This window comes from Streptomyces sp. NPDC087310 (assembly GCF_044744405.1).
In the GTDB taxonomy this organism is placed as follows: Bacteria; Actinomycetota; Actinomycetes; order Streptomycetales; family Streptomycetaceae; genus Streptomyces.
Genome location: NZ_JBIUYF010000009.1, coordinates 157,507 through 169,756 on the forward strand (window position 1 = coordinate 157,507; position 12,250 = coordinate 169,756).

Annotated in this window: 12 protein-coding genes; 9 read left to right on the forward strand and 3 right to left on the reverse strand. The window is 71.0% G+C overall.

Annotated elements, in window-relative coordinates; translation table 11 throughout:
• Nucleotides 1-942: 942 nt before the first annotated feature.
• Nucleotides 943-1,971 carry a LacI family DNA-binding transcriptional regulator gene (locus ACIO3P_RS31440; RefSeq protein ID WP_401849951.1) on the reverse strand — a complete coding sequence of 343 codons (1,029 nt, stop codon included), beginning with the start codon at nucleotides 1,969-1,971 and terminating at the stop codon, nucleotides 943-945.
• A 182-nt stretch (nucleotides 1,972-2,153) separates the two neighbouring features.
• Here ACIO3P_RS31440 and ACIO3P_RS31445 point away from each other — a divergent pair, with 182 nt between their 5' ends.
• Together ACIO3P_RS31445 and ACIO3P_RS31450 are read left to right on the forward strand one after the other, a co-directional pair.
• A complete protein-coding gene (locus ACIO3P_RS31445) occupies nucleotides 2,154-2,939 on the forward strand; it encodes a TIM barrel protein (protein WP_329826607.1) in 786 nt (261 codons plus the stop codon).
• 69 nt (nucleotides 2,940-3,008) lie between these two features.
• Nucleotides 3,009-4,031, forward strand: coding sequence for a Gfo/Idh/MocA family oxidoreductase (locus tag ACIO3P_RS31450; RefSeq protein ID WP_401849953.1), 1,023 nt, complete (start codon nucleotides 3,009-3,011; stop codon nucleotides 4,029-4,031).
• Here the strand turns inward: ACIO3P_RS31450 and hypB are convergent, their stop codons facing one another.
• Nucleotides 4,032-4,841, reverse strand: a complete 810-nt coding sequence (gene hypB / locus ACIO3P_RS31455; RefSeq protein ID WP_401849955.1) for a hydrogenase nickel incorporation protein HypB — start codon at nucleotides 4,839-4,841, stop codon at nucleotides 4,032-4,034.
• A gap of 4 nt (nucleotides 4,842-4,845) precedes the next feature.
• Nucleotides 4,846-5,175, reverse strand: a complete 330-nt coding sequence (locus ACIO3P_RS31460; RefSeq protein ID WP_329826604.1) for a hydrogenase maturation nickel metallochaperone HypA — start codon at nucleotides 5,173-5,175, stop codon at nucleotides 4,846-4,848.
• Nucleotides 5,176-5,351: 176 nt separating this feature from the next.
• Between ACIO3P_RS31460 and ACIO3P_RS31465 the strand changes: the two genes are divergently transcribed.
• The 7 genes from ACIO3P_RS31465 to ACIO3P_RS31495 are packed head-to-tail and all read left to right on the forward strand — an operon-like array spanning nucleotide 5,352 to nucleotide 12,220.
• Nucleotides 5,352-6,407, forward strand: coding sequence for a hydrogenase expression protein HypE (locus ACIO3P_RS31465; protein WP_329826603.1), 1,056 nt, complete (start codon nucleotides 5,352-5,354; stop codon nucleotides 6,405-6,407).
• Between the two features lie 32 nt (nucleotides 6,408-6,439).
• On the forward strand, nucleotides 6,440-8,212 hold the full coding sequence (locus tag ACIO3P_RS31470; RefSeq protein ID WP_329826602.1) for a nickel-dependent hydrogenase large subunit: 1,773 nt from the start codon (nucleotides 6,440-6,442) through the stop codon (nucleotides 8,210-8,212).
• Nucleotide 8,213: 1 nt separating this feature from the next.
• Entirely contained in the window at nucleotides 8,214-9,209 is a 996-nt protein-coding gene (locus ACIO3P_RS31475) for a NifU family protein (RefSeq protein WP_401849957.1), read from the forward strand.
• On the forward strand, nucleotides 9,206-9,916 hold the full coding sequence (locus ACIO3P_RS31480; protein ID WP_329826600.1) for a DUF5947 family protein: 711 nt from the start codon (nucleotides 9,206-9,208) through the stop codon (nucleotides 9,914-9,916). The genes ACIO3P_RS31475 and ACIO3P_RS31480 overlap by 4 nt, the downstream gene beginning before the upstream one ends.
• Complete coding sequence (locus ACIO3P_RS31485) at nucleotides 9,913-10,629, forward strand: DUF6084 family protein (protein ID WP_329826599.1); 717 nt, start codon at nucleotides 9,913-9,915, stop codon at nucleotides 10,627-10,629. Before ACIO3P_RS31480 ends, ACIO3P_RS31485 begins: the two co-directional genes overlap by 4 nt.
• Nucleotides 10,626-12,119 carry a hypothetical protein gene (locus tag ACIO3P_RS31490; RefSeq protein WP_401849959.1) on the forward strand — a complete coding sequence of 498 codons (1,494 nt, stop codon included), beginning with the start codon at nucleotides 10,626-10,628 and terminating at the stop codon, nucleotides 12,117-12,119. The genes ACIO3P_RS31485 and ACIO3P_RS31490 overlap by 4 nt, the downstream gene beginning before the upstream one ends.
• Nucleotides 12,101-12,220, forward strand: a complete 120-nt coding sequence (locus ACIO3P_RS31495) for a DUF6893 family small protein (protein ID WP_401786930.1) — start codon at nucleotides 12,101-12,103, stop codon at nucleotides 12,218-12,220. Before ACIO3P_RS31490 ends, ACIO3P_RS31495 begins: the two co-directional genes overlap by 19 nt.
• The last annotated feature ends 30 nt before the right edge of the window (nucleotides 12,221-12,250 follow it).

Here is a 12,250-nt window from a genome sequence, read left to right on the forward strand (position 1 = left end):
GGAGGCGTAGGGGTGACCCGCGGGTTCACGCCCGGCGCCGTCCCGTCCTCAGTCGCCGATGACGGAGAACGGACCGGTCCGCGAAGGCTCCCCCGGAGCCGGCGGGCCGACGGCTGAAGAAACGTAGCGGATCTCGCCGATCAGGGGAAGAACGCCTTTTCCCGCTGGTCCCGAAGAACATCGCGTGCGTCTGCGCGCCAGGAGTTCACCACGCACTTACGCCCTCCCCGCCATCAGTCATTCGATTTCTCACTGCAGACCATACGAGCCCGCGGCGAGAAATCTGAAGGGGCGAAAACTGGACAGCCCGAGCGTCCCGCGTGTCATGAACGTCCGGCCGGGTCGGCGTGACCGTCGAAACGAGCGGGACGCCGAGGATCAAGGAATTAGATCTTTCCAGCCGGATCATGGGAAATTGACGTGGGCATATTGCTTCATGGATTCGGGGCCAACAGGATACGGAGGAGACGCGCCCCCGCGCCCCCCTCCGGACTCCGGCCGCCCGGCTCCGCCCGGCCGCGACGGCGCGAACCACGCAGGCCAGGTCCCGTACGCCAGGGCCCGCGAGGATCACGGGGCTTGGTGTACGGGAGTGACCGGTGCCGCCTGCCACCACCCGGCCGCCCGGGGGGCGGCTCCGCGGAGACCGGCGGTGGAGACCGGCGACAATCGGTCATCGACCGTGCCGACCTGCCGAACACGGGCGAGACCGCCCGTCTCGTACGGAAGCGGTCGGCACAGGACCATGTCACCGCGCCCTGGCCGGAATTGAATCCGCCGCTTCGGTCCAGGAGGTGGAGAGAACCGGTAATCCAGCACAAACCGGCCACCATTGCCGTAGATCTGTCCGGAAAAACGTAGTGACAGAGCCGATGTTCTGTAAGGGGCCGGCCCGGCGGCCCCTCGGTTCAGGCCCACCGGTGGCCCCGGCCCGGGCCGGGGCTACCCGGGTGGCGCCGCCGTGGTGGTGCGGATGACGAGGCGCGGGGCCACCACGGTCTCCCGGTCGGGGACCGGATCCCCGTCGAGCCGTCCCACGACCCGTGCCACGGCCTCCCGGGTGAGGCGGGCGACGTCCTGGCCGACGGTGGTGAGGTCGATGTGGGCCAGGCGCGCGAGCCGGCTGTCGTCGAAGCCGACGACGGAGACCTCGCCGGGGACCGGGACACCGGCGCGCAGGAAGGTGTCGAGGACGCCCGTGGCACAGCGGTCGTTGAAGGCCAGTACGGCGGTGGGACGGGTCGGGCCGGCCAGCAGCGTACGGGCGGCCGCCGCGCCGTCCTCCTCGGTCGGCCCACCGGGCAGGACGTACGTGTGCCGGCCCAGCCCGTGGCGGTTCATGGCGGTGCGGTAGCCGCGGCGCCGGTCGGCCGCGCCGGGGGCCCGGCCGCCGTCGATGTGGGCGACGGCCCGGTGGCCGAGCCCGACCAGGTGGTCCACGGCCTGGCGGGCCCCCTCGTCGTCGGCGGTCCGTACCACCTCGACGGCTCCGGACGGCTGCCGGAGTCTCCTGGCGACGGAGACGACCGGCATCTGGCCGGCGAGTTCCGTCAGCCGTGCGGCGGGGAGCTCGGGACTGAGCAGGATCAGCGCCTCGCAGCGGTCGGCGAGCAGCGTCTCCAGGGCGTGCTGTTCGCCGCGGCTGGGCGCGACCGCGCTCAGCGCGACCTGGTACCCGGCGGACTCGGCCGCACCGTAGACGCCTTCCACCAGGTCGGCGTGGAAGGGGTGCTGGAGTCCGAACTGCACCCCGAGCAGACGGGAACGGCTGCTGCGCAGCAGGCGTGCCCGGGTGTCGGGCCGGTAGCCGATCTCCCGCGCGGCTTCGAGGACCCGCTCACGGGTGGCGGCGCCGGCGCCCTTGGCCCCGCGCATCACGACGGAGACGAGCGCCGTGGAGACGCCCGCGCGCGCCGCGACATCGGCGAGGGTGGGCCGTTTCCGGTCCCCCGCCGCGGAGATCGGTGGCACGTCTGGCCTCCTCGGTAGACAACTCCCCCGGGCCGCCGATCGTAGACCAGGTGGTACGGCCGCCTCCCCGCGCTACTGCAACGTTCCAGTCCGGGCGTTCCCGGCCCTTGACAGCCAGGGTGGCCGACTGGCGTACTGCAACCCCGACTAGAACGTTATAGAAGAAGTGAGGCGGGTGGCGGATGTACACGTTGGCGATCTGCGCCGAGATGGTCTTCCGGGACCTTCCGATCCAGGAGCGGGCCCGGCGTATCCACGACGCCGGCTTCCAGGTCGAGATCTGGGACTGGAGCCGGCACGACCTCGACGCGCTGGCCAGGACCCCGGCCGTCCTCTCCTCGATGACCGGCTATCTCCGCGGCACCCTGACCGACGAGGACGGGGCGGCGGAGCTGCTGCGCACGGCCGAGGAGTCGGTCAAGGCCGCCGAACGACTGGGCTGCCCGCGGCTGAACCTGCACGGCACCGGCCTGGACGGCGCGGGCCTGCCGGTGGTGCCGGTCGCCGACGAGGACACCGGTCCCCTGTGGCCGGCCGCCCTGCGGACCCTCGACAGGATCGCGGAGCTGGGCGAGAGCGCCGGAGTGGTCTTCACCCTGGAGAACCTCAACACCGCGGTCGACCATCCCGGGGTGCCGTTCGCCCGGGCCGCCGACACCCTGGCCCTGGTCGCCGCGGTGGACCGGCCGGGCCTGCGGATGAACCTCGACCTGTACCACGCGCAGATCGGCGAGGGGAACCTCGTCGAACTGGTCCGGCGGGCCCACGGCCTGGGGCTGATCGGCGAGATCCAGGTCGCGGACGTCCCCGGCCGTTGTGAGCCCGGGACCGGCGAGATCCACTACCCGGCCGTCGCCCGCGCCCTCACGGACCTCGGCTACCAGGGCACCGTGGCCATGGAGGCATGGGCCTCCACCGACAGTGACCTGGCCATGGAGCGCTTCCGTACCGCCTTCACCACCACCTGAACACACTCCCCCGGCCATGGCCCGGCCTCGCCCGGTCACGGCGTACGTACGGAGATACGGAGATTCCGCATGCCCTCTCAGCCACCCCTCGCCGTCGGCCAGATCGGCGCCGGACGGATGGGTTCCTTCCACGCCACGACCCTCGCCCGGCGCATCCCCGGTGTCCGTCTCGCCGCGGTCGCCGACCCCGTACCGGACACGGCCCGGCGCCTCGCGGACCATCTGGACGCCCCCGTGGCGTACACGGACATCGCCGCGTTCCTCGCCGCCCCGGAGATCGACGCCGTGGTCATCGCCACCCCGGCCCGCACCCACGCCGATCTCGTCGAGGCGGCGGCCCGGGCGGGCAAGGCGGTCTACTGCGAGAAGCCCATGGCCGTCACCCTCGCGGAAGCCGACCGCGCCGTCTCCGCGGCCCGCGAGGCGGGCGTGGCCCTCCAGGTGGGCTTCAACCGCCGCTACGACGAGGGTTTCCGCGCCGCCCACGACAAGGTCGCCGCCGGCTCCATCGGCACCCCGCAGCTCCTGCGCTCGCTGACCCGCGACCCGAAGCTGGCCGACCCCGCGCCCATCCCGCCGTGGACGATCTTCCTGGAGACGCTGATCCACGACTTCGACACCCTGCGCTACCTCAACCCCGGTGCCGAGGCCGTCGAGGTCTTCGCCCTGGCCGACGCCCTGGTCCGCCCCGACTTCAAGGACCGCGGCCTGCTCGACACCGCCGTCGTCACCATCCGCTTCGACAACGGCGCCCTCGCCACCGCCGAGGCCAACTTCCAGGCCGTGTACGGCTACGACGTACGCGGCGAGGTCTTCGGCTCGGCGGGCATGCTCACCATGGGCGAGGTGCGCCGTACCCATCTCACGTCCTACGGCCCGGACGGTGTCAGCGCCGAGAGCGTCAGCTACGACCAGGACCTGTTCCGCGACGCCTACGTCGCCGAACTCGCCGACTTCACCGACTGCGTCCGCACCGGGCGCGCCCCCGCGGTCACCGGCGAGGACGCCCGCGCCGCGCTGGCCATCGCCCTCGCCGCGATCGAGTCCGTCACCACCGGCGGCCCGGTCCGGGTGGAGCGGGCCGCGGAGTGATCAGGGGTGCGCGACCCAGTCGTACCAGGCCGCCATCCCCTCGCCGGTGGTCGCCGAGACGGTCAGAACCCGCAGATCCGGATTGACCGACCGGGCGTACTTCTCGCACTGCTCGACGTCGAAGTCGACGTACGGGAGCAGGTCGATCTTGTTGATGACCACGAGGTCGGCGGCGGCGAACATGTACGGGTACTTGAGCGGCTTGTCCGTCCCCTCGGTGACCGAGATGATCACGGCCCGGCTGCGCTCCCCGAGGTCGAAGAGCGCGGGGCAGACCAGATTGCCCACGTTCTCGACCAGGATCAGCGAGCCCGGCTCCGGCTCCAGGGCCGTGAGCGCGCCCCGCACCATCTCCGCGTCGAGGTGGCAGCCGGCGCCGGTGTTGATCTGGACGACGGTGCCGCCCGCCCGCCTGATCCGCTCCGCGTCGAGCGCCGTCTCCTGGTCGCCCTCGATGACGGCGACCGGGCGGCGGCCGGCGAAGTCCCTGAGGGTGCGTTCGAGGAGGGTGGTCTTGCCGGCCCCGGGCGAACTCATCATGTTCACGGCCACGATGCCCCGTTCCGCGAGCCAGGCGCGGTTACGGACGGCCAGGTCGTCGTTCTTGACGAGGACCTTCTGTTCGAGGGTGATGGTCTCGCCGTCCCCGGTACTCCCCCGGTCGGCCGACGGGTGGTCCCGTACGCCGGTGTGGTCGGGGCCGTGGCCGGCGTGAACGTGGTCGTGGTCGTGCGGGTGGGCGTGCGGTACGGCGATCCTCGTCCCGCCGCCCTCACCGCTTCCGCCGACGCAACCGCAAGTACCGCACATGGGGTCAGCCCACTCTCATCGAGACGATCTGCAGCTCCCGCCCCGACGTGATATTCACGTCGGCGCTGCCGCACGGACACAGCAATACAAGATCGGTCAGGGTGAAGTCCCGCTCACACGCCCGGCAGTGCGCCGTTCCGGGGGGCTGGTCGATCTCCAGGAGGGCGCCTTCGGCGACCGTGCCCGCGGTGGTCAGATCGAAGCAGAACCGCATCGCGTCGGGCACCACCGCGGTCAGCGCCCCCACCCGGAGCCGGACGGTACGCACGGGTCTTCCCGCGGCACGCTCGCACACCGCGTCGACCACGCTCTGGGTGATTGACAATTCATGCATCAATGGCCAGCTTTCCCTCACTCACCCATTCGGCCCCGGCCGAACCGGGGCTAATGGATGGTCACCCGGAACAATCTCGTGTTGACAGAACAACCGGGCGGATTCTAGATGGTAGCAAGGTGAGTGTCGCCACCCTCACTGGTATCGGGCGGTCCCATCCCGGAAGGCAGCGGGCTATGCCGACAGAAGCAGCGGTAAAAGCGGAGAACACTCTCATCCATGTCCTGTGGATCAATGCGGGACTGAGTTGCGACGGGGATTCGGTGGCACTCACCGCCGCCACGCAGCCCAGCATCGAGGAAATCGCGCTCGGCGCGCTGCCCGGCCTGCCGCAGATCGCCGTGCACTGGCCGCTCATCGACTTCGAGTGCGGCCCCACCGGCGGCGCCGACGATTTCCTCGAATGGTTCTTCAAGGCCGACCGGGGCGAACTGGAACCGTTCGTCCTGGTGGTCGAGGGGTCGATCCCCAACGAGAAGCTGCACGAGGAGGGGTACTGGTGCGGCTTCGGCAACGACCCGGCGACCGGGCAGCCGATGACCACCAGTGAGTGGCTCGACCGGCTCGCGCCCAAGGCCACGGCGGTCGTCGCGGTCGGTACGTGCGCCACGTACGGCGGCATCCACGCCATGGCGGGCAACCCCACCGGCGCCATGGGCGTGCCGGACTACCTGGGCTGGGAGTGGAAGTCCAAGGCGGGTATCCCGATCGTGTGCGTCCCCGGCTGCCCCATCCAGCCGGACAACCTGTCGGAGACGCTCACCTATCTGCTCTACATGGCCACCGACCAGGCCCCGATGATCCCCCTCGACGAGTCGCTCCGTCCGACCTGGCTGTTCGGCCGTACGGTGCACGAGGGGTGCGACCGGGCCGGCTACTACGAGCAGGGCGACTTCGCGACCGAGTACGGCCAGCCCGAGTGCATCGTCAAGCTGGGCTGCTGGGGCCCCACCGTGAAATGCAATGTGCCCAAGCGCGGCTGGATGAACGGTATCGGCGGCTGCCCCAACGTCGGCGGAATCTGCATCGGCTGCACCATGCCGGGATTCCCCGACAAATTCATGCCGTTCATGGACGAGCCTCCCGGCGGAAAGCTCTCCACGAATGCCGTCGGGCTGTACGGCTCGACGATGCGGCGGCTGCGGAACATCACCACGCACACCCTCGACCGCGAGCCCAAGTGGCGTACCCGCGGCAAGAAACTGACCACCGGCGCCACCCGCACCTGGTAACGCACCGAAAAGGAAAAAGAGGCGGCCTCATCATGACGACGACGAGCCAGGGTAAAGACGAGCTGGTGGAGATGGCGTGGGATCCCATCACCCGTATCGTCGGGAGTCTGGGCATCTACACGAAGATCGACTTCAAGCAGAAGGTCGTCGCCGAGTGCCACAGCACCAGCTCGATCTTCCGCGGCTACTCGGTCTTCATGAAGGGCAAGGATCCGCGCGACGCCCACTTCATCACCAGCCGGATCTGCGGGATCTGCGGTGACAACCACGCCACCTGTTCCTGTTACGCGCAGAACATGGCGTACGGCGTGAAGCCCCCGCACATCGGCGAGTGGATCGTGAACCTCGGCGAGGCCGCCGAGTACATGTTCGACCACAACATCTTCCAGGAGAATCTGGTCGGGGTCGACTACTGCGAGAAGATGGTCGCCGAGACCAATCCCGGCGTCCTCGAACAGGCCAATCGCACCCCCTCGCCGCACGCCGACGCCCACGGGCACCGGACCATCGGCGACATCATGCGCGCGCTGAACCCGTTCACCGGCGAGTTCTACCGCGAGGCCCTCCAGGTCAGCCGCATGACCCGCGAGATGTTCTGTCTGATGGAGGGCCGCCACGTGCACCCCTCCACGCTCTACCCCGGTGGCGTGGGCACGGTGGCGACCATCCAGCTCATGACGGACTACATCACCCGTCTCCAGCGCTACGTGGAGTTCATGAAGAAGGTCGTGCCGCTCCACGACGACCTCTTCGACTTCTTCTACGAGGCGCTGCCCGGCTACGAACAGGTGGGCAACCGCCGTATCCTGCTGGGCTGCTGGGGCTCCTTCCAGGACCCGGAGCACTGCAACTTCGAGTACCGGGACATGACCGCCTGGGGCCGGAAGATGTATGTGACCCCCGGTGTCGTCGTGGACGGCAAGCTCGTCACCACCGACCTGGTGAAGATCAACCTCGGTATCCGCATCCTGCTCGGCTCGTCGTACTACAACGACTGGGAGGAGCAGGAGATGTTCGTGACCCACGACCCGCTCGGCAACCCGGTCGACCGGCGGCATCCGTGGAACCAGCACACCAACCCGCAGCCCCAGAAGCGCGACCTGGGTGACAAGTACAGTTGGGTGATGTCGCCGCGCTGGTTCGACGGCACGGACTACCTCGCGCTCGACACCGGCGGCGGACCGCTCGCCCGGCTGTGGACCACCGCGCTGGCGGGCCTGGTCGACATCGGCTACATCAAGGCCACCGGCAAGAGTGTGCGGATCAACCTCCCCAAGACCGCCACCAAGGGCCCGGTCGAGTTCGAGTGGCACGTCCCGCGCTGGAGCAACACCATCGAGCGCAACCGGGCGCGCACCTACTTCCAGGCGTACGCGGCGGCCTGCGCGCTGCACTTCGCGGAGAAGGCGCTCGGGGAGATCCGGGCCGGCCGCACCAAGACCTGGGAGAAGTTCGAGGTGCCGGAGGAGGGCGTCGGCTGCGGCTTCACGGAGGCCGTGCGCGGGGTGCTCTCGCACCACATGGTGATCAGGGACGGCAAGATCGCCAACTACCACCCGTACCCGCCGACCCCGTGGAACGCGAGCCCGCGTGACTCCTACGGGACGCCCGGACCGTACGAGGACGCGGTGCAGGGCCAGCCCATCTTCGAGGAGAACGACCGGGAGAACTTCAAGGGCATCGACATCATGCGTACGGTACGCAGTTTCGACCCCTGTCTCCCCTGCGGCGTCCACATGTATCTCGGTGAGGGCAAGAAGCTGGAGTTGCTGCACTCGCCCACGCAGTCCGCGGGCAGTGAGTGACATGGCGGAGCGGCAGACGCACGAGCCCGCGCCGTCCGAGGTCTGGCGGGCGACCGGGGAACGCATCGACGCACTGATCTCGGCCGGCGCGGCGGGCGGCCCGGCGGCGCGCGAGCGCGGCGAGGAGCTGGTCCGGCTGGTCACCGACTTCTACGGGGCCGGCCTGGAGCGGCTGCTCGACCTCGTCCACGAGCACGGCGGGCTGGACGACAAGGTCCTGGCCGCCCTCGCCGACGACGATCTGGTGGCCAGTGTGCTGCTGGTGCACGGACTGCACCCGTACAGCGTGGAGACGCGGGTCGAGAACGCGCTGGAGAGCGTCCGGCCGTATCTCGGCTCGCACGGCGGTGACGTGGAGCTGCTCGGCGTCACGGCGGACGGGGCCGTACGGCTGCGGCTGCTGGGCAGTTGCGACGGCTGCCCGTCCTCCTCCGCCACGCTCGCGCTCGCCGTGCGGGGCGCGGTCGAGGCGGCGGCGCCGGAGATCAGCGCCATCGAGGTGGAGGACGCGGCCGATCCACCGGAGGCGCCGGGTCCGCTGGTGCCGGTGGACTCGCTGTTCTCGCGGCTGCGCGCAGCGGCTCCGGACGGTACGGACACCGGTACGGGCACCGATGCCGAGGCCGGCGGCTCGGGGGCGAGCTGGCAGCAGGTGCCGGCGCTGCTCGCCCTGGAGTCCGGCGGGGTCGAGCGGCTGAGCGCCGCCGGGTTCCCCGTGGTGGCCTGCCGGATCGGCCCCGACGTGTTCGCCTTCCGTGACCGGTGCGCCCGGTGCGAGCAGCCGATGAAGGGCGCGACGCTGGCCCGGCGGCTGGGCGGCGGCGCCGGGGACGGGGTGTTGCGGTGCTCGGCCTGCCGCGCGCACTACGACGTACGGCGGGCCGGTGCCTGTGTCGACACGGACGCGGACGGCGCGCACCTGGACCCGCTGCCCGTACTGGCGGACGGGGCCTCGGTCTCGGTCGCCGTACCGGCCGCGCCCGCGGTCGCGACATGAGCGCGCCGACGGGCCGTTCGAGGTCACCGGTCGCGACGCTGCTGCGGGTCACCCGCAACCGCCCCGAGCCGGTCACCGGCGAACGCTGCGAGATGTGCGCCGCGCCGGTCGGTGCGGACCACCAGCATGTGGTGAACCTGGAGAGCCGGGGCCTGATGTGCTCCTGCCGGGCCTGCTACCTGCTGTTCACGGAGGACGGGGCGCATCTGCGCTACCGGGCGGTGCCCGACCGGTATCTGAGCTTCGACGGGCTCCCGCTGGACGCGCGGGCCTGGGACGAGCTGCAGATCCCGGTGGGGCTGGCCTTCCTGTTCCGCAACTCGGCCCAGGACCGCACCGTCGCGTTCTACCCAGGCCCTGCCGGGGCGACCGAGTCCGAACTGCCGCTCGACGCCTGGACCACGCTGGTGGCCGCCGCCCCCGAACTGGCGGTGGTGCGCGCCGATGTCGAGGCGCTGCTCGTGCGCCGTACCGGACGGGACGGACGCGAGGGCGTGGCGTCGTGCCATCTGGTGCCGATCGACGCCTGCTACGAACTGGTCGGACGGCTGCGTGCGGTGTGGCGCGGCTTCGACGGCGGCCAGGAGGCGCACGCCGCGATGGACGCCTTCTTCGAGCGGGTCAGGGCGCGCAGCAGACCCGCGCACCCGGAGCGGACGGCGGCGGGAACGACGACGGGCGCGACGGCCGCGGAGGGTTCCTCATGAGCCGTCCCGTGGCGCCCGGCCTGGAGTTCTCCGTACGCGACATCGTCGCCGAGCCGTACAGCGCGGCTCCGCAGCTCACCGCGCGGCTGCGGATCGAGGACGGTTCCGACGAGCCGGTCCATGCGATCGTGCTGCGCTGCCAGGTCCGTGTCGAACCGCAGCGCCGCCCGTACGACCAGGCCGAACAGGACGGGCTGCGGGGCCTGTTCGGGGAGCGGGAGCGGTGGCCGGACACGCTCCGGCCGTTCCTGTGGATGCAGTGCAACACGACGGTGCAGGGGTTCACCGGCTCCACCGAGGTCGATCTCGCGCTGCCCTGCACCTACGACTTCGACGTCGTCGGCTCCCGCTATCTGCACGCGCTCGGGGAGGACGGGACGGTGCCGATCAGCCTGCTGTTCTCGGGCACCGTCTTCGCCCGGGGCGGGGGCCGTTCGGGGCTCGGTGTGCGGCAGGTGCCCTGGGACCGTGAGGCGCGGTACGAGCTGCCGGTCGCCGTGTGGCGGCAACTGATCGCGTTCCACTTCCCGCACTCCGGCTGGATCAGGCTGGATCACGACGTGCTCGCCGGTTTCGCGGACTTCCGTGAGCGGCGCGGGCTGATCAGTTGGGACGAGACGGTGCGGACGTTGCTGGCCGGCGCGGGTGCGGACGGAGGCGTGGGGGCGTGCGCCGCTGCCGCCTCCGGTGATCTCGACGAGGTGGTCCGGTGACCGGGACGACTCCGGTGGGCCTCGACCACGTGCGTGAGGTCGCCGACGCGGTGCTGTACGAGGGCTACCTGCTGTACCCGTATCGCGCCAGCGCCCACAAGAACCGGTCCCGCTGGCAGTTCGGTGTCCTCGGGCCGCCCTCCGCGACCCCCGCGAGCTTCGCCGAGGATCCGGACATGGCGATGGAGTGCCTGCTCGCGGTCCCGGCCGACGCGCCGAGGACGGCCGAGGTGACGGTACGGCTGCGGTTCCTCCAGCATCAGGTGCGCGAGGTACGGCGGCGGACCGAGGACGGCGGCCATGTGGCCGTCGGTGAACTCACCGTGGCCGGTGTGGCGGTGCTGAGCTGGGACGAGGCGGTCGAGCGGGAGATCGACCTGGGGGCGGTCCCGTTGAACGGGGCGAGCGATCAGCTCTGTACGGTCGCCGGGGGCGAGGAGATCGAGCCCCTGACGGACGCGGACGGGGTGACGGTCGGCGCGGTCGTACGGCGCCGCGAGCCGCTGGTGGCCCGGGTCCGTACCCGTACCCGGCAGGACGACGGATTCCTGCGGCTGTCGGTCTCGGTGGAGAACGAGCACGCCGGGACCGTCGCCGGCAAGGACGCCGCGATCCGCGTCTCGCTGATCGGCACGCACCTGCTCCTCCAGGCCCGGGGCGCCCGCTTCGTCTCCCTGCGCGAGCCCCCGGACGCGGCGGCCCCCGCGGCGGCCCGGTGCGCACAGCACCGCTGCTGGCCGGTCCTGGCCGGGGCGAAGGGCTCCGCGGACACGGTGCTCGGCGCGCCGATCATCCTCTACGACCACCCGGAGATCGCCGAGCAGAGCGCGGGCGCCCTGTTCGACTCGACCGAGATCGACGAGATCCTGACGCTCCGGGTGATGACGATGACGGAGCGGGAGAAGGCGGAGGCCCGGGCCACCGATCCCCGCGCCCGCGAGATCATCGACCGCTGTGACGCGATGACACCCGGGGACCTCCAGCGGCTCCACGGCCTGCTGCGCGACCCGCACGGTCCGGTCACCGGCCCGGGCGCGGCGACCGGCCCGGGCGCGGCGGAGCTCACCGGCGACGCGCGGGACGCCGCTCCCGCCGGCTTCGACACCGGGGGCGCCCCGTGGTGGGATCCGGCGGCGGACGCCGCCGTGTCACCGGGTTCCGACAGCGTGATGGTCGACGGGGTCCGGGTCGCCAAGGGCAGTCTCGTACGCGTGCGTCCGACCCGCCGCGCCGACGCCCAGGACCTGTTCTTCGCCGGTCAGGTGGCACGGGTGACGGCTGTGCTCGCGGACGTGGACGGCGGTGTGCATGTCGCCCTCGTCCTCGTCGACGACCCGGCGGCCGACCTGCACGACTGGTACGGCCGCTACTTCTACTTCGCCCCCGAAGAGCTGGAACCGCTGCCCGCCGGCGATCCCGGCCCGCCCATCCCCGATCCCCCGTCACCGGAGTTCCGGAAGGAGAACCCATCGTGCGATTCCTCGGACTGATCACCACGGGTGTGGTCGCCGCCGTGGCGGCGGTCGCCGTCGCCGTCGGCGTGCGCTCGATCCCCGACATCCGCAGGTACCTGAGAATGCGCTCCATGTGAGCGCGCGGCAGGAACGACCAGCGCGACCGT

Excerpts from the sequence above, each read along its gene's own strand:
- ACIO3P_RS31485 (WP_329826599.1), top strand. The coding sequence starts at position 9,913 with ATGAGCCGTCCCGTGGCGCCCGGCCTGGAGTTCTCCGTACGCGACATC.
- ACIO3P_RS31475 (WP_401849957.1), top strand. The coding sequence starts at position 8,214 with ATGGCGGAGCGGCAGACGCACGAGCCCGCGCCGTCCGAGGTCTGGCGG.
- ACIO3P_RS31450 (WP_401849953.1), top strand. The coding sequence starts at position 3,009 with ATGCCCTCTCAGCCACCCCTCGCCGTCGGCCAGATCGGCGCCGGACGG.
- ACIO3P_RS31445 (WP_329826607.1), top strand. The coding sequence starts at position 2,154 with ATGTACACGTTGGCGATCTGCGCCGAGATGGTCTTCCGGGACCTTCCG.
- ACIO3P_RS31460 (WP_329826604.1), bottom strand. The coding sequence starts at position 5,175 with ATGCATGAATTGTCAATCACCCAGAGCGTGGTCGACGCGGTGTGCGAG.
- hypB (WP_401849955.1), bottom strand. The coding sequence starts at position 4,841 with ATGTGCGGTACTTGCGGTTGCGTCGGCGGAAGCGGTGAGGGCGGCGGG.
- ACIO3P_RS31470 (WP_329826602.1), top strand. The coding sequence starts at position 6,440 with ATGACGACGACGAGCCAGGGTAAAGACGAGCTGGTGGAGATGGCGTGG.
- ACIO3P_RS31480 (WP_329826600.1), top strand. The coding sequence starts at position 9,206 with ATGAGCGCGCCGACGGGCCGTTCGAGGTCACCGGTCGCGACGCTGCTG.
- ACIO3P_RS31465 (WP_329826603.1), top strand. The coding sequence starts at position 5,352 with ATGCCGACAGAAGCAGCGGTAAAAGCGGAGAACACTCTCATCCATGTC.